At 66.1% G+C, this 20,029-nt stretch carries 26 protein-coding genes; 12 read left to right on the plus strand and 14 right to left on the minus strand.

What is annotated here, in order from left to right; all coding sequences use genetic code 11:
- Nucleotides 1-247 (minus strand): GcrA family cell cycle regulator (locus tag K2X73_RS07630; protein WP_294109628.1); only part of this gene is annotated, 247 nt, incomplete at its 3' end.
- Nucleotides 248-319: 72 nt separating this feature from the next.
- Between K2X73_RS07630 and K2X73_RS07635 the strand changes: the two genes are divergently transcribed.
- Both K2X73_RS07635 and K2X73_RS07640 read left to right on the plus strand, forming a co-directional pair.
- The gene (locus K2X73_RS07635) at nt 320-1,156 is read left to right on the plus strand and encodes an ABC transporter permease (RefSeq protein WP_294109629.1); all 837 of its coding nucleotides are present in this window, start codon (nt 320-322) and stop codon (nt 1,154-1,156) included.
- A gap of 72 nt (nt 1,157-1,228) precedes the next feature.
- Entirely contained in the window at nt 1,229-1,384 is a 156-nt protein-coding gene (locus K2X73_RS07640; RefSeq protein ID WP_294109630.1) for a hypothetical protein, read from the plus strand.
- Here K2X73_RS07640 and K2X73_RS07645 read toward each other — a convergent pair whose 3' ends face one another.
- Entirely contained in the window at nt 1,385-2,683 is a 1,299-nt protein-coding gene (locus K2X73_RS07645; RefSeq protein ID WP_294109631.1) for an MFS transporter, read from the minus strand. It abuts the gene before it with no gap.
- 138 nt (nt 2,684-2,821) lie between these two features.
- Here K2X73_RS07645 and pgsA point away from each other — a divergent pair, with 138 nt between their 5' ends.
- The 3 genes from pgsA to K2X73_RS07660 are packed head-to-tail and all read left to right on the plus strand — an operon-like array spanning nt 2,822 to nt 4,061.
- A complete protein-coding gene (gene pgsA / locus K2X73_RS07650; RefSeq protein WP_294109632.1) occupies nt 2,822-3,376 on the plus strand; it encodes a CDP-diacylglycerol--glycerol-3-phosphate 3-phosphatidyltransferase in 555 nt (184 codons plus the stop codon).
- Nucleotides 3,376-3,627 (plus strand): molybdopterin converting factor subunit 1, encoded by a 252-nt coding sequence (gene moaD, locus K2X73_RS07655; RefSeq protein ID WP_294109633.1) that lies wholly within the window; start codon nt 3,376-3,378, stop codon nt 3,625-3,627. Before pgsA ends, moaD begins: the two co-directional genes overlap by 1 nt.
- Entirely contained in the window at nt 3,624-4,061 is a 438-nt protein-coding gene (locus tag K2X73_RS07660) for a molybdenum cofactor biosynthesis protein MoaE (protein WP_294109634.1), read from the plus strand. Before moaD ends, K2X73_RS07660 begins: the two co-directional genes overlap by 4 nt.
- 36 nt (nt 4,062-4,097) lie before the next feature.
- Here the strand turns inward: K2X73_RS07660 and K2X73_RS07665 are convergent, their stop codons facing one another.
- Both K2X73_RS07665 and K2X73_RS07670 read right to left on the minus strand, forming a co-directional pair.
- A complete protein-coding gene (locus K2X73_RS07665) occupies nt 4,098-4,397 on the minus strand; it encodes a hypothetical protein (RefSeq protein ID WP_294109635.1) in 300 nt (99 codons plus the stop codon).
- Nucleotides 4,394-4,567, minus strand: a complete 174-nt coding sequence (locus K2X73_RS07670) for a hypothetical protein (protein WP_294109636.1) — start codon at nt 4,565-4,567, stop codon at nt 4,394-4,396. Before K2X73_RS07670 ends, K2X73_RS07665 begins: the two co-directional genes overlap by 4 nt.
- A gap of 84 nt (nt 4,568-4,651) precedes the next feature.
- Here K2X73_RS07670 and K2X73_RS07675 point away from each other — a divergent pair, with 84 nt between their 5' ends.
- A complete protein-coding gene (locus tag K2X73_RS07675; RefSeq protein ID WP_294109637.1) occupies nt 4,652-5,260 on the plus strand; it encodes a S24 family peptidase in 609 nt (202 codons plus the stop codon).
- Between the two features lie 4 nt (nt 5,261-5,264).
- On the opposite strand, the gene K2X73_RS07680 is transcribed toward K2X73_RS07675, so the two are convergent.
- Nucleotides 5,265-5,480 carry a hypothetical protein gene (locus tag K2X73_RS07680; RefSeq protein ID WP_294109638.1) on the minus strand — a complete coding sequence of 72 codons (216 nt, stop codon included), beginning with the start codon at nt 5,478-5,480 and terminating at the stop codon, nt 5,265-5,267.
- A 65-nt stretch (nt 5,481-5,545) separates the two neighbouring features.
- On the opposite strand from K2X73_RS07680, the gene K2X73_RS07685 reads away from it, so the two are divergent.
- Nucleotides 5,546-5,788: a hypothetical protein gene (locus K2X73_RS07685; protein ID WP_294109639.1), complete on the plus strand. Its 243-nt coding sequence runs from the start codon at nt 5,546-5,548 to the stop codon at nt 5,786-5,788.
- On the opposite strand, the gene K2X73_RS07690 is transcribed toward K2X73_RS07685, so the two are convergent.
- Nucleotides 5,782-7,167, minus strand: coding sequence for a sugar transferase (locus K2X73_RS07690; protein ID WP_294109641.1), 1,386 nt, complete (start codon nt 7,165-7,167; stop codon nt 5,782-5,784). The genes K2X73_RS07685 and K2X73_RS07690 overlap by 7 nt on opposite strands.
- Before the next feature lie 211 nt (nt 7,168-7,378).
- Nucleotides 7,379-7,540: a hypothetical protein gene (locus tag K2X73_RS07695; RefSeq protein ID WP_294109643.1), complete on the minus strand. Its 162-nt coding sequence runs from the start codon at nt 7,538-7,540 to the stop codon at nt 7,379-7,381.
- A gap of 253 nt (nt 7,541-7,793) precedes the next feature.
- Between K2X73_RS07695 and K2X73_RS07700 the strand changes: the two genes are divergently transcribed.
- On the plus strand, nt 7,794-8,039 hold the full coding sequence (locus K2X73_RS07700) for a hypothetical protein (RefSeq protein WP_294109645.1): 246 nt from the start codon (nt 7,794-7,796) through the stop codon (nt 8,037-8,039).
- Nucleotides 8,040-8,124: 85 nt separating this feature from the next.
- Here the strand turns inward: K2X73_RS07700 and K2X73_RS07705 are convergent, their stop codons facing one another.
- The 5 genes from K2X73_RS07705 to K2X73_RS07725 form a co-directional block, all read right to left on the minus strand.
- Entirely contained in the window at nt 8,125-8,616 is a 492-nt protein-coding gene (locus K2X73_RS07705) for a TIGR02281 family clan AA aspartic protease (protein WP_294109646.1), read from the minus strand.
- A 127-nt stretch (nt 8,617-8,743) separates the two neighbouring features.
- Complete coding sequence (locus K2X73_RS07710) at nt 8,744-9,586, minus strand: hypothetical protein (protein ID WP_294109648.1); 843 nt, start codon at nt 9,584-9,586, stop codon at nt 8,744-8,746.
- Nucleotides 9,583-10,398 (minus strand): hypothetical protein, encoded by an 816-nt coding sequence (locus K2X73_RS07715; RefSeq protein ID WP_294109650.1) that lies wholly within the window; start codon nt 10,396-10,398, stop codon nt 9,583-9,585. Before K2X73_RS07715 ends, K2X73_RS07710 begins: the two co-directional genes overlap by 4 nt.
- A 97-nt stretch (nt 10,399-10,495) precedes the next feature.
- On the minus strand, nt 10,496-11,161 hold the full coding sequence (locus tag K2X73_RS07720) for an exosortase C-terminal domain/associated protein EpsI (RefSeq protein WP_294109652.1): 666 nt from the start codon (nt 11,159-11,161) through the stop codon (nt 10,496-10,498).
- Nucleotides 11,158-12,036 carry an exosortase/archaeosortase family protein gene (locus K2X73_RS07725; RefSeq protein ID WP_294109654.1) on the minus strand — a complete coding sequence of 293 codons (879 nt, stop codon included), beginning with the start codon at nt 12,034-12,036 and terminating at the stop codon, nt 11,158-11,160. Before K2X73_RS07725 ends, K2X73_RS07720 begins: the two co-directional genes overlap by 4 nt.
- A gap of 148 nt (nt 12,037-12,184) precedes the next feature.
- Here K2X73_RS07725 and K2X73_RS07730 point away from each other — a divergent pair, with 148 nt between their 5' ends.
- Genes K2X73_RS07730 through K2X73_RS07740 form a run of 3 tightly spaced genes read left to right on the plus strand, consistent with a single transcriptional unit; the run spans nt 12,185 to nt 15,053 of the window.
- Nucleotides 12,185-13,459, plus strand: coding sequence for an outer membrane beta-barrel protein (locus K2X73_RS07730; RefSeq protein ID WP_294109656.1), 1,275 nt, complete (start codon nt 12,185-12,187; stop codon nt 13,457-13,459).
- Nucleotides 13,460-13,495: 36 nt separating this feature from the next.
- On the plus strand, nt 13,496-14,320 hold the full coding sequence (locus tag K2X73_RS07735; RefSeq protein ID WP_294109658.1) for a polysaccharide biosynthesis/export family protein: 825 nt from the start codon (nt 13,496-13,498) through the stop codon (nt 14,318-14,320).
- Between the two features lie 28 nt (nt 14,321-14,348).
- Nucleotides 14,349-15,053, plus strand: coding sequence for a diutan polysaccharide export protein (locus tag K2X73_RS07740; RefSeq protein ID WP_294109661.1), 705 nt, complete (start codon nt 14,349-14,351; stop codon nt 15,051-15,053).
- 33 nt (nt 15,054-15,086) lie between these two features.
- On the opposite strand, the gene K2X73_RS07745 is transcribed toward K2X73_RS07740, so the two are convergent.
- Together K2X73_RS07745 and K2X73_RS07750 are read right to left on the minus strand one after the other, a co-directional pair.
- Nucleotides 15,087-16,166: an acyltransferase gene (locus K2X73_RS07745; RefSeq protein WP_294109666.1), complete on the minus strand. Its 1,080-nt coding sequence runs from the start codon at nt 16,164-16,166 to the stop codon at nt 15,087-15,089.
- A 30-nt stretch (nt 16,167-16,196) separates the two neighbouring features.
- On the minus strand, nt 16,197-17,813 hold the full coding sequence (locus tag K2X73_RS07750) for an O-antigen ligase family protein (protein ID WP_294109668.1): 1,617 nt from the start codon (nt 17,811-17,813) through the stop codon (nt 16,197-16,199).
- 230 nt (nt 17,814-18,043) lie between these two features.
- Here K2X73_RS07750 and K2X73_RS07755 point away from each other — a divergent pair, with 230 nt between their 5' ends.
- Entirely contained in the window at nt 18,044-20,002 is a 1,959-nt protein-coding gene (locus K2X73_RS07755) for a right-handed parallel beta-helix repeat-containing protein (protein ID WP_294109670.1), read from the plus strand.
- Nucleotides 20,003-20,029 lie beyond the last annotated feature (27 nt).

Here is a 20,029-nt window from a genome sequence, read left to right on the forward strand (position 1 = left end):
TGGGGGCGGCGGCGCTTGGCGTGGCGGGGGGCGCGGCCGGGGCGGGAGCGGCGGGCGCCGGCGCCGCGGCCTTGGCCTCCTCATGCGCCTTCACCGGCGAGGGGCGCGCCTGCAGGCCCAAGCGGTGCGCCTTGCCGATCACCGCGTTGCGGCTGACGCCCCCCAAAGTTTCGGCGATCTGGCTGGCGGTAAGGCCCTTTTCCCACATCGTCTTCAGCGTTTCGATCCGCTCTTCGGTCCAGCTCATTCTTTATCCTTCACCGCCTGCCCTTACCGGCCAGCTTGCCCAGCACAGCCCGAGCGACTACCCCGCTTGGCCATGAGCAGCCAAGAACAACTTTCCCGCCAGCGTCCGCCAGGGGCGCCGCTGTTCCGCCGCGTGAATTGGGGAGGGCTCCGCACGCTCTATGTGAAGGAGGTGCGCCGCTTCTTCAAGGTGCAGCTGCAAACCGTCTGGGGTCCGGCGGTGACGGCGGTGCTGTTCATGGTGATCTTCACGGTCGCGACCGGCGCGCGACGACCGATCCTGGTGGGCGGCACCGAGGTCGCCTTCGCGGACTTCCTGGCGCCCGGGCTGATCATGATGCAGATGCTGCAGAACGCCTTCGCCAATTCCAGCTTCTCGCTGCTCGTCGGCAAGATCCAGGGGACGATCGTCGATTATCTGATGCCGCCGCTTTCCACCGGCGAGCTGCTCGCCGGGCTGGTGGGCGGGGCGGTGACGCGCGCTTTCTGCATCGGCGGCGCGGTGTTCCTGGTGGTGCAGCTGTGGCCGGGGGTGCATGTCGTGCCGCGCCACCCGCTCGCGATCCTTTATTTCGCGCTGACGGGCTCGGTGTTCCTGTCGCTGCTCGGAGTGCTCACCTCGATGTGGGCGGAGAAATTCGATCATGCGGCGAGCGTCACCAATTTCGTGATCGCGCCCTTGTCGCTGCTGTCGGGCACCTTCTACTCGATCGACCGGCTGGCGCCGACGTTCCAGATGATCAGCCATTTCAACCCGTTCTTCTACATCATCTCGGGCTTCCGCTATGGCTTCCTGCTGGAGGCGGATTCGAACGTCGCGCTGGGCGCGGTGGTGATCGGGGTGATCGACCTCGCTTTCGGGCTGCTCGTCTACCGCCTGCTCGCGAGCGGCTGGCGGCTGAAGAACTGACGTCCCGCGCCGGGACGGCGTTAACGATTCTGGCCGCTGGCCCTAATTCTTACCGGCGCGTTAACTGCGCTCATGAACGGCTTGTTAAACCCTTCGGCGCGCCATCCGCTGCGCCGCCGCCTGCCCCCGCCGCGCCCCGCGCGCCGGCATGACGATGACCAGGATCTGCGGCTGTTCGCGCTGAGCTTCACCGCCTTCTTCATCTGCATCTACACGCTGATCTTCTGATCAGTCGCACAGCTGGTGCAGCCGGTGCCCGAGCCAGGCGGCGATCGGGCTCATCGCCGCGACCAGGAACAGCATGTCCTGCGGCAGCACGCCGAGCGTGCCGATGCCAACCACGACACCCGAACTCACCGCCATCGCGCCGGCGTTGACGACATTGTTCGCCGCCACCGTGCGCGAAGTCTGGTCCTTTTCCACAGAAGTGGTGAGGAACGCATAGAGCGGCACCACGAACATCCCGCCGGTGATCGCGATCGCCATCAGCGCGGCGATCACCGCCCAGGCGCGCGACAGGCTGAAGAACGCCTCCAGATCATAAAGCGTGCCCGCCGGCGCCGCCGGCCAGGCGCGGCACAGCAGCGAGAAGGCGACGACGCACAGCCCCATCGCGATCACCGATCCCGGCGCATATTTGGCTGAAGTATGCCCTTTCAGCAGCGCGTTGATCGCGACCGAGCCGACCGCGACCCCGATCGAGAACAAGGCGATGATCGTCGTCGTCACCGTCTCGTCGGCGGTCAGCACATTCTTCACCAGCGGCGGGAAGATGATGATCAGCACCGCCCCCATCGACCAGAAGAAGCTGATCGCGACGATCGCCATGAACAGCCGCGGAATGTGCATCGTCGCCGAGATGATGCGAAGGCTGGCGGTGAAGGGATTGGCGTCGATCTTCAGCACCTTGCCCAGCCGCGGCGCGGGCGGCACGCGCAGCGACATCAGCCAGCCGACGCCGGCGATGGAGAGCACGCTGATCACCGTCCAGTGCGGCGGCAGCTTCGCCAGGAAACCGGCGACGATCGTGCCGGTCAGGATCGCGAGATAGGTCGCCGCCTCCACCAGGCCGGTGCCGCCCAGCACCTCGTCCTCGCGCAGATGCTGCGGCAGGATGGCGTATTTGATCGGGCCGAAGAAGGTCGAATGAACCCCCAGCCCCAGCACCGCGATCAGCATCAGCGCCAGCCCGGCCATGCTGTAGCCGGCATGGGCGATCAGCAGCCCGGCGCCGCCGGCGACCATGATCAGGATTTCGGCGGTCTTGACGATGCGGATGATGCGCGACTTGTCGTGCGTGTCCGCCAATTGCCCGGCCAGCGCCGAAAGCAGGAAGAACGGCAGGATCCCGATCGCGGTGGCCAGCGCGTTGAACGATTGCTCCACCTTGGCGTCGTTGAAGATGCGATAGGTCGCGAACAGCACCATCGCCTGCTTGAACAGATTGTCGTTGAAAGCTCCCAGAAACTGCGTGGTGAAGAGCGGGAGAAAGCGGCGCTCCTTGAGTAGCCCGAGCGCGTTCAGCATGGCGGAAGGTGCGATCCTTTTGGCATCAAAGTGGCGGGCGGCATAGCCGATGCCCGACAATTGCCGCAAATGGATTCGGCTGAGGCGGGGCGGAGGTTACGGCTTCCCAGCGGACGCGGGCCGCCTTAATTCGGGGGGATGCTCACCCTGCCCAATCTGCTGACGCTTTCGCGGATCGTCGCGGTGCCGCTGCTCGTGCTGCTGCTGGCCTGGCCCGGTTGGGCGCTGGGCTATGCGTTGGCGTTCGCGCTCTACTGCCTGATGGGCGTGACCGATTATTTCGACGGTTATCTGGCCCGCGCGCAGGGCACGGTGTCGAAGCTGGGCATTTTCCTCGATCCGATCGCCGACAAGATCATGGTCGCGGCCGTCATCCTGATCCTGGTGGGGGCCGGCCATATCCAGGGGCCGGACGTGATCGCCGCGCTCGTCATCCTGCTGCGCGAGATCGCGGTATCGGGGCTGCGCGAGTTCCTGGCGCAATTGCAGGTGTCGGTGCCGGTGTCGCAGCTCGCCAAGTGGAAGACCACGCTGCAGCTGGTTGCGCTCGGCGCGCTGATCCTGGCGGGCGCGCTGCCCGGCCTGGCGACGCTGCACTTGATCGGCCTGGTCGCGCTGTGGAGCGCCGCGCTGCTGACGCTGGTGACAGGCTATGACTATCTGCGCGTCGGCCTGAAGCATATGGATAGCTGATGGAGCTGCTCTACTTCGCCTGGGTGCGCGAGAAGATGGGGCGCGGCGGCGAGCGGGTGGCGCCGCCGGCCGAGGTCGAGACGGTCGCGCAGCTGATCGCCTGGCTGCGCGCGCGCGGACCCGTCGAGGACGCGGCGCTCGCCGACAGCACGCGGTTGCGCGCCGCGGTCGATCAGGTGTTCGTGGGCCTCGACGCCTCGATCAAGAGCGCGCGCGAGGTGGCGCTGTTCCCGCCGGTGACGGGCGGATGATCCGCGTGCTGCTGCCGACCGAGCCGATCGATACGGCGGCCGAACTCGCGCGGCTGGAAGGCGCCGAGGCGGGCGCGGTCGCGAGCTTCACGGGCCTGGTGCGGCGCGACGATGGCGTGAGCGCGCTCGAGCTGGAACATTATCCGGGCGCGACCGATGCGGCGCTGCTGAAGCTCGCCCAGGCGGCGAGCGAGCGCTGGTCGCTGAGCGCCGCGACGATCGTTCACCGCGTCGGGCGGATGCTGCCGGGCGAGCGCATCGTCTTCGTCGGCACCGCCGCGCGCCACCGCGCGGCGGCGCTCGACGCGTGCGCGTTCCTGATCGACCGGCTGAAGACCGACGCGCCGTTCTGGAAGCGCGAGGAAACGCCGCAAGGCGCGCGCTGGGTGGAGGCGCGCACGGCCGACGACGCGGCGGCGGGGCGCTGGGATTGAACGGCACGGGCCTCGTCCTCCCGAGCCGCTGAAACGCTACCCCTCCACCGCCACCGTCAGCGCCTCGATCCGCGCCTCCACTTCGTCCCCCACCGCCGCGCGCTCGACCAGCGCGAGGTCGGCGACCAACTCGCGCCGCGTGTCGAACTCGGCGTCGTGCAGCCCCGCGAGCCAGGCATCGAACGCCGGCGAGGCGGCGGCGGCGAGCGTCAGCGCGTGGCGGGTGCCGGTGAAGGTCGCGCTCGCCCAGTGGCGGCTGTGATGCGCGCGCACGCGCACCGCGCACCCCGCCGCCGCCGCCGAACGCACCAGCCGCTGGGCGATCAACGCGCTCATGCCTCGAACTCGCGGATGAAGCGCTCGACCCGCGCCGCCATCGCCTCGCGCGGCTCGCGTCCCCGGCGCAAGTCGCCCACCAGCCGCGGATCATTGGCGGCGAGCCTTCCAAAGCGCGTCGGCGGCATGTTGGTGCGGCGCAGGAAGCGTTCGATCTTGGACAGTAGCATCATCGTCTCCCGACTCATTGTTCCTTATTTGTTCTCATTGGCTTTCCAACTTGTCTAGGATTTTTCCTATGCTACAGTCGCGTCATGACGAACGACCCCCGCGCGGCCCTGCTGGCCCATGCGGCGGCGCGGGGGGAGAGCCTCGCGGCGCTGTCGCGGCTGATCGGGCGGAACGCCGCCTATCTCCAGCAATTCGCGACGCGCGGCTCGCCCAAGCGGCTCGACGAGGGCGACCGGCGCCGGCTCGCGGCTTATCTGGGGGTGGATGAGGTCGAGCTGGGCGGTCCGCCCGCGCCGCCGCCCCCGGTCGCGGTGCCCCGGCTCGATGCGCGCGCGGCGGCGGGGCATGGCGTGCCGGTCGAGGAAGCGCGCGCGCTGGGACATGAGACGTTCGACGCGGCCACGTTGCGCGCGCTCGGCCTCGCCCCCGGCGCGGCGGCGATCCTGACCGCCGAGGGCGATTCGATGCTGCCGACGATCGCCCCGGGCGACGAACTGCTGATCGACGCGCGCGACCGCGAGGGCGAAGGGCTGTTCGTGCTGCGTCGCGACGGCGCGCTCTTGGTGAAGCGCGTCGCCCGCGCCGCCGACGGCTGGCGGCTGCTGAGCGACAACCCGGCTTATCCGCCGATGAGCGCGGCGGGGGCGGAGCGGGTCGGGCGCGTGGTGCGGCTTACCCGGCGGTTACGCTAGGCGCTCAGCCCCGTCCGCGATCGAGCAGCCATACGCCCAGCGCCAGCAACGCCCCCACGCCGAGCCCGATCAGCAAGCCCGCGCTCGGCTGGCGCTGGGTCGCGCCGATGAAGGCGCCAAGCATGGTCGCGATCGCCAGGAGGATGCCGCCCGCCGCGGGCGACCGTTTGGAAGGACTGCGCATCACGGTGCCCTGCCATGCCGGCGGCACAAAGGCCATGGCTGCCGGCACATTTACCAAAATGGGTAAAGCGATAGAGGGCAAGCGGGGCCTACAGGGGTGCCATGCAGCTCCCAACCGCGCCGGTCGACCCGCTCCCCATTCTTACCGATCGCGCGCTCGCTGAAACCGCGCTGGCGTTGATCGCCTCGCATGGCGACGCCGCGCTGACCCATGCGCACCAGCAGGTCCGCGCCAGCCGTGACGCGGGCAACGTCGTCAACTTCTGTCGCTATCGGCAGATCGAGCGGCTGATCGCGGCGCTGCAGCGTATCGACGCCGGCGCCGATCCCGCGCCGCTTCAATAAGCGCGCTTGTGGACCAGCACCGCGAAGGTGCGCAGCAGGATATAGGCGTCGATGAACAGCGACCAACGCGACGCATATTCAAGGTGGCATTGCAGGCGCAGCATCAAATCGTCGCGATGGTCGGTCGCGCCCCGAAACCCCCGCACCTGCGCAAGGCCGGTGATGCCGGGCTTGATCGCATGGCGCAGCCAATAACGCCGGTCGACGTGCCAGAAGAGCTGATCGCCCGCGAGCGAGCCCAACGCATGGGGACGCGGGCCGACCAGGCTCATATCGCCCTCCACCACGTTGAACAGCTGGGGCAGTTCGTCGAGGCTGGTGCGGCGCAGGATGCGGCCCAGGGGCGTGATGCGATCATCGTCACGCGCCGTCGAGCGACGTCCATCGCTGTCGCAGCTCTCCTCCCGCATGGTGCGGAATTTATAGACGTCGAACAGCCGGTTGCTGCGTCCCATGCGGCGCTGGCGGAACAGCACCGGGCCGGGGCTGGAAAGCTTCACCAGCACCGCGATCACGAGCATGAGCGGGGTCAACACGATGATCGCGGGCACCGTGATCGCCAGATCGAACAGCCGCTTGAGCAGGCGGCTGCGAATATCCAGCCGGCCCGTCGACACCGGGATGCCGGCGAGGGTCGCGCCGCGATCAAGGCTCAGGTGGCCGATCGCGTGAAGCTCGGGCAGGAGGAGTTCGCCGTTGCAGCCGATGCCTTTCAGGAACAGCGACCAGGTCTCGCGCCGGTCGCGCGCCGCCGAAACCACGACCTGGTCGGCGCCGTAGAGCAGGCCGGAAATCTGGTGCAGCGCGTGCGGATCATTGGGATCGGCGACGATGCCCAGCGCCGCCATGTCGAACACTTCATAGCCGGGCGGCGCTTCGACCGTTTCGCCATCGATCACCAGCACCCGGCGGATGAAACGCGCGCCGAGCTTTTGGCCGACGAACCACTGCACCACCAGCCGTTCGGCACTGATCAACAGCGCGGCGATGCCAACGCCCACGAACAGGAACAGTCGCGAGATATCGGTACCGTCCTTCAGCGCCACCGATGTGAGCGCGTTGAACGCGAGCGCCAAGGCAAGCGACGACAGCACGCGCTCGATCCCGACGCGGGTCGCGAACGCTTCATAGCTGTAAGCGCCCGAATAAAAGGCGACGATCGCGAATACCGGCAGCAAGGTGATGAGCGTGGCGCTGTCCATCACGAAGCCGAAGGTGCCGTGACGGATGAGCGCCGAGATCGCGAAGGCAAGGCAGATCGCGAGCAGATCGAGCAGCATCTGCACCAGATACACCATGACCCGCATCGATTCGGTGGTGATCGGCCGCGCGGGGATTTTGGCGCGCGTATCAGGGGAAACAGCCAAATTGCCGGTCAACATCGCCCCCAAACTGCCACATCATCAGCGTCCGACGACGACTGACCTCCATCCCACACGCCAGGAGCGCTCAACATGGGATACATGCTTTCCAAGTGATTAAAGTATAATCGGCTTGGCGCAGCCGTGCAAACCACGGCAACGGAATGATGAACCAATCTGGGATGGGCCGAAAGGTTGGCGGGGCCAGCCGTGCCCCAACGCAGGCAGGCTAGATCAGGAAGATCGCTGCGATCGCGAACCCGGCGAGCAGCGCCGCATAGCCGATCCACCGCGACGTCCAATAGGCCACGCCATCGTCATCGAGACTCTGGAGCCCGGCAAGGCTTCGCGCCGGCGTATGGGAGGAACCAAAATTCGGGCGGCGGTCCATCGAAACAGTCTCGCTCTGTGTTATTAACCTACAGCATTTCGCTGCTCTCTCCTACGATCAAGCTATGTATCGAATTGGCACATTGCAAGTAGGTATTTGCACCGCCTAGTAGCCATGGTCGGCGTCGCCTGGTAATCGCAAGCATCTTCGCTACCGCACAATCTATTTCGCAGTTGCAGCAAGACGCGGCGGGCGCTTTCGTTTGTTGTTAACACTTTCCAGCGCATGGATGGTGGCGACGAAGGAGCCGACCATGCGCCCACAGCCTATCGAAACCCCGCAAACCGCGATCGCGCTGCCCCCCGTGTCGGGCGGCAACGTTGCCGAAGGCGGGGTCGTGGCCGATTGGCAGCGGATGATCGAGGCGCGGTTCGCCGAGCTCGCCACCTTCGATCAGCCGAGCCGGGTCGACATCGCGCTGCGTCACCTCTCGCGCGCGATCGGCATTGGCGCGCTGGCGGCGGGTTATGCCGCGATGGCCTGGTTCTTCTTCGGCTGATCGGCGCGCTGGCGCGCCGCGCCTCTGCTCTAGATATTTGGCGCTCGTGCGTCGCGACCAAGCCCGACGCCGTTCCGGTGGCGGTTCAGCCGGCGGGATCGATGCGAAGTTCGTCGCCCTCGATCCGCAGGCCACCCAAGCGTGAAAGCACGTCCTGGCCCAGCAGCGAGACGCGCAGCGTCGGCGGGGCGACGATCGCGTCGATCGGCCCGAGCGCCGCACCGTTGATGACCGCATCGGGCAAGCGCGCGCGGCCGCCGGCTTCGGTGCCGGCGGCGGTCGTCAACCGTATCGCGCCGGGCGCGATCACCTCGGCGCCAATCGCACCCGCGTCGCCGGGGGTTAGCACCATATGCGTCGCGCCGGTGTCGATCACGAAGCGCACGGGTTGGCCGTTGACGCGCAGCACCGCGTAGAACAGCCCGTCGGCGTCGCGGGTCGCGCGGATCAGCGGCGCGGCAGACGCCAGCGTTACCCCCGCTGGCTGCGGCGGCGCCACCGGCTCCGGGCGGCTTTGCGCGGCACTCACCGCGCCGGCCAGCGTCACGAATAACAGCAGAAGTCGCTCGAGCGGCATGGTCTCCCCATGCCACCGACTTGCTTAAAGACGGCTCGCCGGCCGTGGTTAACCGCGGCCTAGTGGTTGTTTCGGCAGGGCTGAACCAGCGGCGGCGCCAGCCCGCTCAGCACAGCTGAAAACGATCCTAAGCGGCGGCGCCGGGCAAGCGCGGCGGTGCCGCCAAGCGGCGGGCGATCCCGCGCTGGATGATCGTCGCCGCGAGCGAAACCAGCGTCAGCAAGCCCAGCTGCACGACGAAGGCGGATGCCGCCCAGCTCGCGCTCGCCGCTGTCATGAACAGCACGGCGTAAGGGCGCGCGACGGGTTGGCCCGATTCCTCCAGCGCCAGAACCGCATCGGCGGGAAGCGCGTTCTGCACCAGCAGCCCGCGATGCTCGGTACGGTTGTCGCCCGCGGTGGCTGTCGGCACCTCGATCAGATAGCGCGCCTTCGTGCCCGCCGCGCCGCTCTCGATCGCGACGAGCTGCAGCCGCCGCGTGGCGAGCCCCACCGTGCGCCTGAAGACGATCGCCTTGCCCGGCACGATCCGCCCGACCAGCGTCGCTGGACCCTGCGCCAGCCCCGCCGCGCGCGCATCGACGCGCACCGCGGGCGCGCGGTCGTTGGGCATGGTCAACAGCGGCACGAGCGCCGCGACCAGCCCGGCGGCGAACGCGGCGGTAACGAACGCCAGCACCAGATATAGTTGCCGGGCACGTCGACGGGCACGCTCACCGTCCATCAGGGCGGCGCGCTTCCGCGAAGTCACCAGGGGGGCCAGCCCGGCGACGACGGCGACCAGTGCGAGCAACACAAGCACGCTCAGGCCAGGGAAATATTGGCCGAACCAGCCGAGTTGCCAATCGCGCAGCAGACCGAACGGCGCCGCGAACCGATAAGCTTGCCAAGCGACCACGATCACACCCGCGGCGGCGAGCGCGGCGAGCGTGATGTCGCTCGCGCGGTATGGATTATGCTGGCCTGTCATGCCGTTTTTTCCTTGATCGCCTCAAGCGTCCGCCCGGATTGCCGCCGGATGCGCGCGCGGGCGCGCGCGGTTTGCAGGCGCTCGGCGATGCGCGCGGTCACCGCCGCGGTCGTCAGCGCCCGGCGCGCTTCGTCGGTCGCCGCCGCGCCCGTCAGCGGCGCGGGCCGCACCCGGAGCGGCATGATCGCCTCGATCCGATCGGTCGCGTCGGTGAATACCGGTCGCGCTGATCCAGCCAGCGCGGCGAAGGTCGCGGGTGGTACGGCGGCGCTATCGAACGTCACGGGTTCGAGCTTGGCGACCTGGCCCGCGCGGGCGAGCGCGGCGGCGGCCGGCGCGATGTTCGGCGCCGCGCGCAACAGGCGCTGGGCGACCGGCGTCGGCGCGGTGGTAAGCCGCAGCGCGTCGATCAGCCGGCGCTCGGCGAAGGCTTGCGGGTGCCGGGCGATATAAGTGGCGACTGCCGCGGCGGTGGGCGGCGGCACCGTTTGCGCGATCCGATCGATATAGATTTGGGCCAGCAGCAGCTCCCGCTGGCGCCGGACCTGGCCAAGATAATCCGGGCTCTGATCCAACCCGTCGTTCCGCGCCGCGGCGGCGAGCAGCCGGCGATCGATGAGGCGCTCGATCAGCGCCGCCGGCGCCACGCCGCGCCCCTCGGGCGATTGCAGCTCGACCACCAGATCGCGCCGGGTGATATCGGTGCCATCGACATCGACCAGAACCTGGCCGCTGGGCGCGGGCTTGGCGCAGGCCGTGAGCGCCATCACCGCCATCGCGCTGATCGACGCGCCGCGGGCGCGCCGCGCCACCGGCTCCCAAGCTTTGATCCCCTGTACCGCGCGCACCGCGCCATCTCCCTAGGGAATCGGATGTGCCGCGAAACTATCCCCTTGTCCAGCCGGGATATTATTGTCCAGTACCGACCAACAGACGCGCGAGCGGCGGCGGGACGCGCGCCAGGAAATGCGCGGCGAAGTCGGCGAGCAGCGCCTCGCCCGCGCCCGCGTCGGCGCTCGGGATCGACAGACGCACCAGCACGCCGTCGCTTCCGCCATCCAGCGATCCGCGCGCGATCGCGAGCTGCGTTTGCCAATAACCGAGCGGAAAGCTGTCTCCGATGCGTGTCCAGTAGAGCAGCTCCTCGGCCCGGCCGCTGCGCACCGCGGTGAGCGCGCGGGCGTCGACCGCTTGCCCGCGCAGGCGCAGGCGGCGCGACCGAGGGTGCGTCAGCTGATAGCCGACCGGCGGGTAGCAGCTTTCGGGCCGGTGCAGCTCGATCCCGCGCCCTTGCCCGGCCCGGTGCGCGATGAGCAGCGTGATCGGCGCGGCGCCGGCCACGGCATAGCTGCAAGCGGCGTAATCGTCGTAGATCTGGTCGACAAAGGCATCTCGCTGGGGCAGCAACGGCGCGGCGTTCCGGTCGATCAGGCGCCCGGCGACGACGGGGGGCAACCAAGCGTCGATCGGCAGCCGCCCGCCACGGTGTCGCGGGCGCGACCAAAGCCACGCGCCCTCGCCCGCCGCCGCCGCGAGCATGGCGCCGCCCAGCAGCAGCTCGCGCCGCGCGATCATCGCCCGCCGCCCGCCCGGGCGATCATGCGCTGCGCGCCGTCGAGCGCCATCAACAGCAGCACCGCCACCGCGAACATCGCGAGGCCTGTCGCCGGATGCAGCGGCGTGTCGAGCAGCCACACCCCCCAGTGGGTGACGAACACCGCGAGCAGCAAGACCCGAAACACGTTCGCCGCGATCGCGACGGGCACCGCCGCCGCCATCAACATCGCCATCCGCCACCCGCGCGCACCGCGCAGATAAGTGTAGAACAGCCCGACCGCGACCAGGCCGAGCGCCGAATTGATACCCGCGCACGCCGCCTCGACGGTCAATTCATAGGGGCCGATGAAGAGGGCGCTGCCGCTGCGTGCCACCTCCCCTCCGCCCCAGCTAAGCAGCACCAGGCTGGCCTGGGCGACGAACAGCTTCAGCCCGAGCGTTGCCGGCCCAATCACCGCGCCCGGCAACGGCAGCGCCGTGAGCGCGAACAGCAACGGTACCACGAGCCGCCGGCACAGCCGCGCGCCGCCATGCGCGTAAAGCAATGCGACCACCGCCGCGTGAATGGCCAGCAGCTCGGCGAAGAGGACGCCAAACACCATGCCCGCCGCGTGCAGGATCAACGCGCCGAGCAGCGCGCCCGTCACCAGCGCGGGTCGCCCGGGGGCGGCGGCGGCATCGGCGGGCCAATCGCGCCAGGCGAGCCACAACGCCGCCGGCAACATGATGAGCAGCGGTCCGCCTGGTCCGAAAGCGGCGGGTTGCAGCGCCAGCCGCACCGCGCTCGGCACCGCCCAGATCAGCAGACACAGCGCCAGGAAGCGCGATCCCTGCCCCGGCGCGGAATCCGTCGAGCGTGCCGCGGAAGGGAGGTCAAGCGCCGTCGTTGCCACTGGGGCCTTATGCGATCGGTGGGTTAAGTTAGCAATTACTGCATAGGCTTGGACCCTGATGCTCGCATAAAGCGCTTTGCGCCCAAGGGCGACGGTTGCATAAGCTGCGCCCATCGGTGACAATGACATGGCAGCCAGGGGGACCCGGGTGATCAAACCAATAAAATGGGGCTGCGCCGCGCTGCTCATCGCGCTTCCGGTCGCGGCCAGCGCGCAGGCGGTATCGGTTGGGCAACCGGCGACAAGCAGGACCCCGCAACAGGGCGTTCGGCTGGTTCAGCGCCAAAAATTCGTGCGCGAGATCGAGGTGACGCTGGGGCTGACCACCACCTATGACAGCAACGTCGCCCGCGCCAATATCAATGTCGCCCAGCAAAACGGGTTGGATCCGTCGGACGTTTACGTCGCGCCCAATGCGCTGATCAACGTCAGCCTGCCCTTCGGCCGCAGCCAGGCCTATCTTACCGGCACGGCCTCCTACCTGATCCATGCGCGGAACTCGCGGCTGGATGGCGAACAGCTGGCGCTGTCGGGCGGCGTCTCCACCGAATTTGCGCGCTGCTCGGCGAGCCTCGATGGGGAGCTCAGCCGGGTTCGGACAAACGTCGGCAATCTCGTCGCGCAGCTGGCGAGCGTGCAGAATTTCGAGACGACGACCTCGGTCGGCGTCACGATCGGCTGTGGCGGCGTGGTCGGGCTGCAGCCGTTCGGGCAGTTCGACTATTCGCGCGGCACCAATACCAACGCGCTGCGCCGCGGCTCCGATTTCGAAACCTTCACCTATGGCGGCGGCATCAGCTATCGCCAGCCCTCGATCGGCGAGTTGGGGATTGTCGGCAGCGTCGAGGATACACGCTATACCGCGCGCGACGGCAGCACCGGCACCCTGCTGTCGGGGCTACAGTCCTTTCCCACACGCAGCGTCGGCGTCTATTATGTGCGCGATGTCACGCGCTTCTTCTACGGCAAGGCGCGGGTCAACTACACCGATGTCGCGACAGTGCAGGGCGCGAGCTTCACGGGCGTGACCGGAGAGCTGGTGGTGCGCGTGTCACCCACCGAAAAGGCGAGCTTCGAGGTGACCGCCGCGCGTGTTACCCAGCCGAGCCTGTCCTATCTGGTCGATTACACCGTCGACAACACGATCACCGCCAGCGCCGCGCTGCAGCTGGGACCGACTTTGTCGTTCAACGCGCGGTACCAATATGGCGACACGCGCTATGTGAACAGCCGGGCGCTGCCCGCGGCGGTCGCGCTGCTCACCAACGACCAGCGGCACGATCTGAACGGCGAATTCTTTTACAAGCTCGGTCGCCGGCTCGTATTGACGGCTGGGGCCGGCTATTCGAGCCGGCGCGCGAACAGCGCGGTTTTCGAATATGACGCGGCGCGCGTCTTTTTCGGGCTACGCGGCGTTTTCTAGCGCCGGGACGAAGCGAACGATAGCGAGGGTTTGACGATGCTGCGAAGGCTGATTGCGACTTTCCTGGCGATGGCGTTGGCGCTCGCGGGGCTCGCCCCCGCCGCTGCCCAGGCGCCGGCGCAAGCGCCCACGGCTGGTGCCGACCAAGCGGGCGCGGCGGTCGATCCGGGCTATGTCCTTGGCTCGGGCGACGTGATCGACGTGGCCCTGGCCGACAGCACTGACTATAAGGCGCGCGTCACGGTCGAGCCCGACGGCACCGTGGTCCTGCCGCTGATCGGGCGGACGCCGATCGCCGGGCGCACGCCCGCGCAGGCGCGCGACGACATCGCCAGCCGCCTGATCAGCGGCGGCTATTTCCGCCGCCCCGAAGTCAGCGTCACGGTCGCCAGCGCGGTCAGCCGCTATGCGACGGTGCTGGGCGAAATCAACACGCCCGGCCTGGTCTCGCTCGATCGCCCCTATCACCTGTCGGAAATCATCGCCCGGGCGGGCGGCGTGAAGGCGAGCGGCATCGACACGATCACGCTCACCAACGCGAATGGGACCACGCGCAACTATTCGCTGCGCCTGATCGCGACCGCGGGCGGCCCGGGTGATCCGGTGATCCAGCCCGGGGACAAGGTCTTCATCGCGCCGGCCGAAATCTTTTACATCTACGGCCAGGTGAGCAATCCCGGCGTCTATCCGATCGACAGCGGGATGACGGTGCGCCAGGCGCTCGCCCGGGGTGGCGGTCTGACGGCGATCGGCTCGGCCAAGAAGGTGGTGCTTCATCGCGGCCAGCAGGAGTTCAAGGCCAAGCTCGACGACAAGCTGCAGCCGGGCGATACCTTGACCGTGGGCGGGCGGTTTTTCTAAACGGCCGCGGCCGCAGGGGAAGTGGAGCATGACGCAGACAACCGCCGACCGTGCGATGATCGTTACGCGCGATACCACGCCCGATACCCAGGCCAACTACGCGTTCAGCAACAATCTGGTCGTGATCAGCGACCCCAATGGGGTCGACGCCGAATCGATCAGCGCGCTGCGTAACCACTTGACCGCGAGCCATTTGAACGAGGGCCGGCGCGGACTGACGATCAGCGCGCCGAATGCCGCGGACGGCGCGCTGTGGCTCGCCGCCAATCTCGCGGTCGCGCTGGCGCAGAGCGGCGTCCGCACGCTACTCGTCGATTGCGACCTGCGCAGCGGCGGGCTGGAAAAGCTGATCCAGCCGCATGACGCGATCGTCGGCCTCAGCGAACTGCTCGAGGACCGCAAGATGTCGCTGAGCAACGTGGTGCGCTCGAACGTGGTGCGCAACCTGTCGGTGATCTATGCGGGGACGCCGTCGGACAATGCCCAGCAGTTGGTGTTTGGGCCGCAGATGGCGCGGGCGTTCGATCTGTGCCTGCGCGATTTCGATCTGACGATCGCCGTGCCGCCGCCGGCCAAGCAGCGCGCCGATGCGCGCCGGATCGCGCTGCTAACGCATTATGCGCTCGTCGTCGGCCGCAAGGACCAGACATTGCTCGCCGACTTGAAAACGCTGATCGCCGAGTTCCGCGCCGATGGCGTGAACGTGATCGGCTCGGTCTACAACGGCAGCTGACGCCAGCCCGCACCGCCCAGGGTCGCCGGCTTGCTAGATGGTCGGCTGCGAGACCAGATCGACCGGCCGCTCGGCATCGGACAAACGATGGCGCACCCGCGCGAGGGGCCGTTCGACCAGGCGGTACATCAGGTAAGCGACCGCCATCGACGCGGCAGCGGCGATCGAGCCTTGCGCGATGCGCGGAAGGCCGGGCAAATTCTGCCAGATCGCGACCAAAATCGGATAGTGAACCAGATACAGGGTATAGGAATACGTGCCGATCAGCCGCATCGGCCGCGACGTCAGCAGGTTGAGCACCGGCCCGCCGGTCGCCTGCAACGCGGCGCTGAACAGAACCAAGGTCGCGGCGCCCTGGATCGAATAGCGCAACCCTTCGCGCAGCAGCGGCGCCCGAAACACAAAAGTCGCAAGGATCACGCCGATCGACAGAATGAGCAGCCATAGCGGCGGGCGTTTGACCGGATCGAGTACCGGATTGCGCCATAATGCCAGCGCGCAGCCGAACAGGATCGAATCGATACGGGTGTGTGTAAGATAGTAGTTGGGCTCGACAATCTTGAAGACCAGGATGTTGATCAAGCGGATCGCCAGCACGATCGCGCAGGCGATCAGGCAATAACGTCCCAGCCGGTCCGCTGGCAGGTAGCGGCTGGCCAGGATGAAGATCGCTGGAAATAGCAAGTAGAAATGTTCTTCGACCGCCAATGACCATAGCGGCATTGGCAAGCCTGTGCTGTTCGTAAACCAGGTGACGTAATTCTCAACGAACAGGGCCTGCCCCACTATCCCCCCTGGGTTTGGTTTCAGGTCAAGCATGCCTATTTGGATCATCAAGCCGGCCAGGATCATTGAAATCCACAGCGGCGGGTTGATACGCAACAATCTGCGAATGTAGAATTTGCTGAGGCTTACGTTGCCGTTATTGCCTTTTTCGATGCGCAGCAAAGTGGTGATCAGATAGCCGCTGAGTGTGAAGAACAATGTCACGCCAAAGCCCGATGGGAAGGGTTCGACGACCTTCGTGTGACCGACGAACACGATCAGGATAGCAAGCGCCCGAATACCATCGAGAACCGGCATATGGCCCAGTCGGAACGGTTGCTGCGCCATTGCATGGTCTCCCCCGGAGTTTAGGCTCGTTCAGACGATCGCGGCCGCCCGCGGGCGAGCAGTGTTCGTTAATCGGGGCACCGCCTTGCGCCCCTCGCGCCAGCACAGAGCGACCACGAACCCCAACAGAATGAAGGCCAGCGGGTGATTTTCCTGCTGACTGTAGATCGTTTTACTAATCAAGAAATTAACGATGGCGATCGACGCCGCGGCCAGATAACTAATGTCTTCGTCGCTGGATCGGAAAGCGGTGACCGCCGCTTGGCCCGCCGCCCACACGAATATCCCATAGTAAATTATGAAGCCGACCACACCGAATTCAAGAACGACCGAGAGGAAATAGGAGTCGATCGACAAGATATTCGTACCGGGCTGGATGAAGCCTAGTGTTTCCGCCGCGCGACCAATGCCATAACCTATGGGATTGCGCTCGATAAGCGGAATGGCCATCTGCACCATGACCCGGCGCGCCTCGGTACTGGGCGCGGCCGAGCCGCCACCCCAAATCGCCACTTCCAGGCGGCGCCAGAGGAACGAGGCGATGATGAACAGCCCCATCACCGCTGGATAAGCCAGCACGATCGCCGGTGCGATCAGGCTATCGCGCCGCCGCACCCAGCGCCGCAGCGCGAAGAACAGAATGTAAAGCGCGACCGAGGAGATGTACGCGATCAGCGCCAGCCGCGATCCGGTGCGCAGGACCACATAGAACATTGGCGGAAGCAAGCTCAGGATCAGCAGGCGCACCCCGGCGCGGCGCGTCTTCATCATCAAGTGCAGCATGAAGGGCAGCGCCATGCCGAAGAACTCGCCCAGCCCGATGCTGGTCGAGAACCGGCTCTGCACCCGGTAAATCCCGTCTGCCGCACGGACGATCCCTTGCAACAGCGCATCGACGCGCTCGTCAGGCACGGCAAGGAATGACGGGATACGGTTCTTCCACGGCAACTGTGCGTAGCGCGCCTCGTACATGCCGATCAGGATCGACAGGATCGTGAAACCGGTCAGGTAAATCGCGAGCCTCCGCGCCGACCGCTCTTGGGAAAAGTAGAAAAGCGCGGCGCCGAAGGGCACGAGCCAAGTGGTCAAGGCGATGAAGTAGCGATTGCTCGACCCCGGAATATCCTTCGACATCGCGATGGACAGGCCCGCCAGCGCGATGAACACCACCACACCCCATGCGACATAGGGCGATCCGCTCATGATCGTCCGCAGTCGGACTCGCGCCGCCGGCGAGCCGAACAGCGCGTAAAGCATTAACGCCGTCAGCGGAAACGAGGTGAGGCGGACCGCCGTTATCCATGGCAGGCCGGGCAGATCCAAGGCGAGGTAATCGGGCCAGCAGAAGAGCGCGAACAGGAAAGCAATCAAAAAGCGATCGATCCAGGCATAAGGCGGGCTCGATATCTGCGGCATCACCCAGATGATCAGTGCCGCGATCACGCCCAGGGGCGCGAGAAACGGGGTGGGGCTGCTTCCCGCCGCGACCTGCGTCGCATAAACATGGCCGTAGGCCAGACACACCACGAAGATCAGGACATGGCCGAGCCACGGCATCCCGGCGAGGAGCGGGGTTTGAGCATAGGGCGGCCGTGCCCGGACCCGCCGACGGCCACGGGTCGCGACGAAGAAATCGGTTAGACCCATCGCTCCCTACCTAACCGCCATGCCCGACCTGACGCCTGCTATCCTTCGGGCCATGGCCCTGTCAAATCGACTTCTGGATATAGTTCGTTTCGGTTCATCCTTAATTTTGTCGTTGAGGAAACGTACTGACTCGCCACTTAACCACTGCACTAAGTCTATCGTCAATGCGCGTGACTTTATTAACGGCGCCGGGGACGAATGGTTTCTCGAGCATTGGGGGTTTTCCTTAAATGGCTGTATTTACCGTCGGCAACGTCGCGCAACTTCAGCGCGCAATCAGCTCCAGCAAGCCTGGCGATGTCATCGCTTTGAAACCCGGAGTTTATAGTAATATTACGATATCAGGGATCAACAAGATTGGCGCCGGTGTTACGATAGCATCCGCGAATCCGGATAAGCCCGCCGTGATCACCGATCTGACGATCAATTCTAGCAGTGGATTTAATTTCTCCAATCTTGAGCTAACCGTTCAGAATGACGCGCCATTCCGCATCAATTCATCGTCGCGGATCAATATGGACAATCTTTTTGTTCATGGCACGCTGAATGGTTCATCGCATGATGACTATCGTGCTTTGGTGATCCGAGAAAGCCAGAGTATCTCGGTTACCAATTCACGGTTTACCGAGCTGACGGACGCGATCTCGCACCTGAACAGTAATGGCATCACCTTTGCCGGTAATAGCTTCAGCACGATCCGCGACAACGGCATCGTCGGCGGCGGTACCTCCGGCTTGAAGATCACCAACAACACCTTCACCAACTTCGATCATGTCGGCGATATTCACCCTGACGCGATCCAGATTTGGACGACCAACACCACCAAAAGTGCGACCGATATCACGATCACGGGCAATACTTTTGATCGCGGCACGGGCGCGGCGGTGCAGGGCGTCTTCATGCGCGACGATGTCGGCAATCTGCCGTTCAAGAATGTCGTGATCACCGACAATCGCATCGTCGGCGCCGGCTATAATGGTATTGCCATCACCGGCGGCGACGGCGTTACCGTCGCGCGCAACATCGTCGCCGGCTATACCGATCAGCAAAGCTGGATCGGGCTGACCAACGTCAAGAACACCGTGCTGAACGACAATGTCGCGACCGCTTACCAGTTCGTGAATTCGACGGTCACGCAAAGCGGCAACGTTCAGGCGATGCAGATCGCGATGCTGGAGAACGGCGCGGCGAGCCTGACCGTGACGCGCGAGATGCTCGGTTCGTCGCTCATCGGCAAGCTCGCGCTGCTCGGCTATATCGACAGCCCGTCCACCACGATGAACTATACCTTTACCGAGGTGGTGGTGAACGGGACCGCCGGCGCGGATCGCCTGACCGTTGGGGAGATCGGTGACTATCGCCTGATCGGCGGCGATGGCGACGACACGCTCAGCGGTGGTGGCACCGGGCGTCACACGCTGATCGGCGGCGCGGGCAACGACACCTACATCATCACCAAGCTGGGCGAGACGGTGGTCGAGGCGGCGGGCGAAGGGATGGACACGGTCGTCACCTCGATCGACTATACGCTCGGCGCCAATGTCGAGAATGGCCGGGCGCGCATCGGCGGCCTCACCATTCACGGCAACGCGCTCGACAACAGCCTGGTCGGCTCGGCGGATGGCCCCGACACGCTCTTTGGCGAAGGCGGCAACGACGTGCTGCAGGGCGGCGCCGGCAACGACCGTCTTTATGGCGGCGACGGCAATGATCGCCTCTTCGGCGGCGACGGCAATGATTATCTCGATGGCGGCACGGGCAACGACACGCTCGTCGGCGGCAATGGCGACGACGTCCTGCTCGGCGGCATCGGCGACGATATTCTCGAAGGCGGCACGGGCGCCGATGTGATGACCGGGGGCGCGGGCCGCGACACCTTCATCTACCGCCCCGGCGACTTTGCCGGCGGGCTGGCGGCGTCGCGCGACACGATCACTGACTTCTCGGTGCTGGACGGCGACATCATCAACCTGTCGTTGATCGACGCGAACAGCAATACCGGGAGCGTCAACGAGGCATTCAGCTTCGTCGGCACCAATGCCTTCCAGAAGGTCGCGGGTCAGCTACGCTACGAAGCGATTGATGGCGGCGTCAATGTGATGGGCGATACCAACGGCGACGGCGTGGCCGATTTCTGCATCTTCCTCGCCGGGGTGCACGCGATCACCGCGAGCAGCTTCGTGCTGTAAGCGCCTGGAGCGCCAGGGCGCGATCGC

The sequence above is a fragment of the Sphingomonas sp. genome, assembly GCF_019746665.1.
Taxonomy (GTDB): domain Bacteria; phylum Pseudomonadota; class Alphaproteobacteria; order Sphingomonadales; family Sphingomonadaceae; genus Sphingomonas.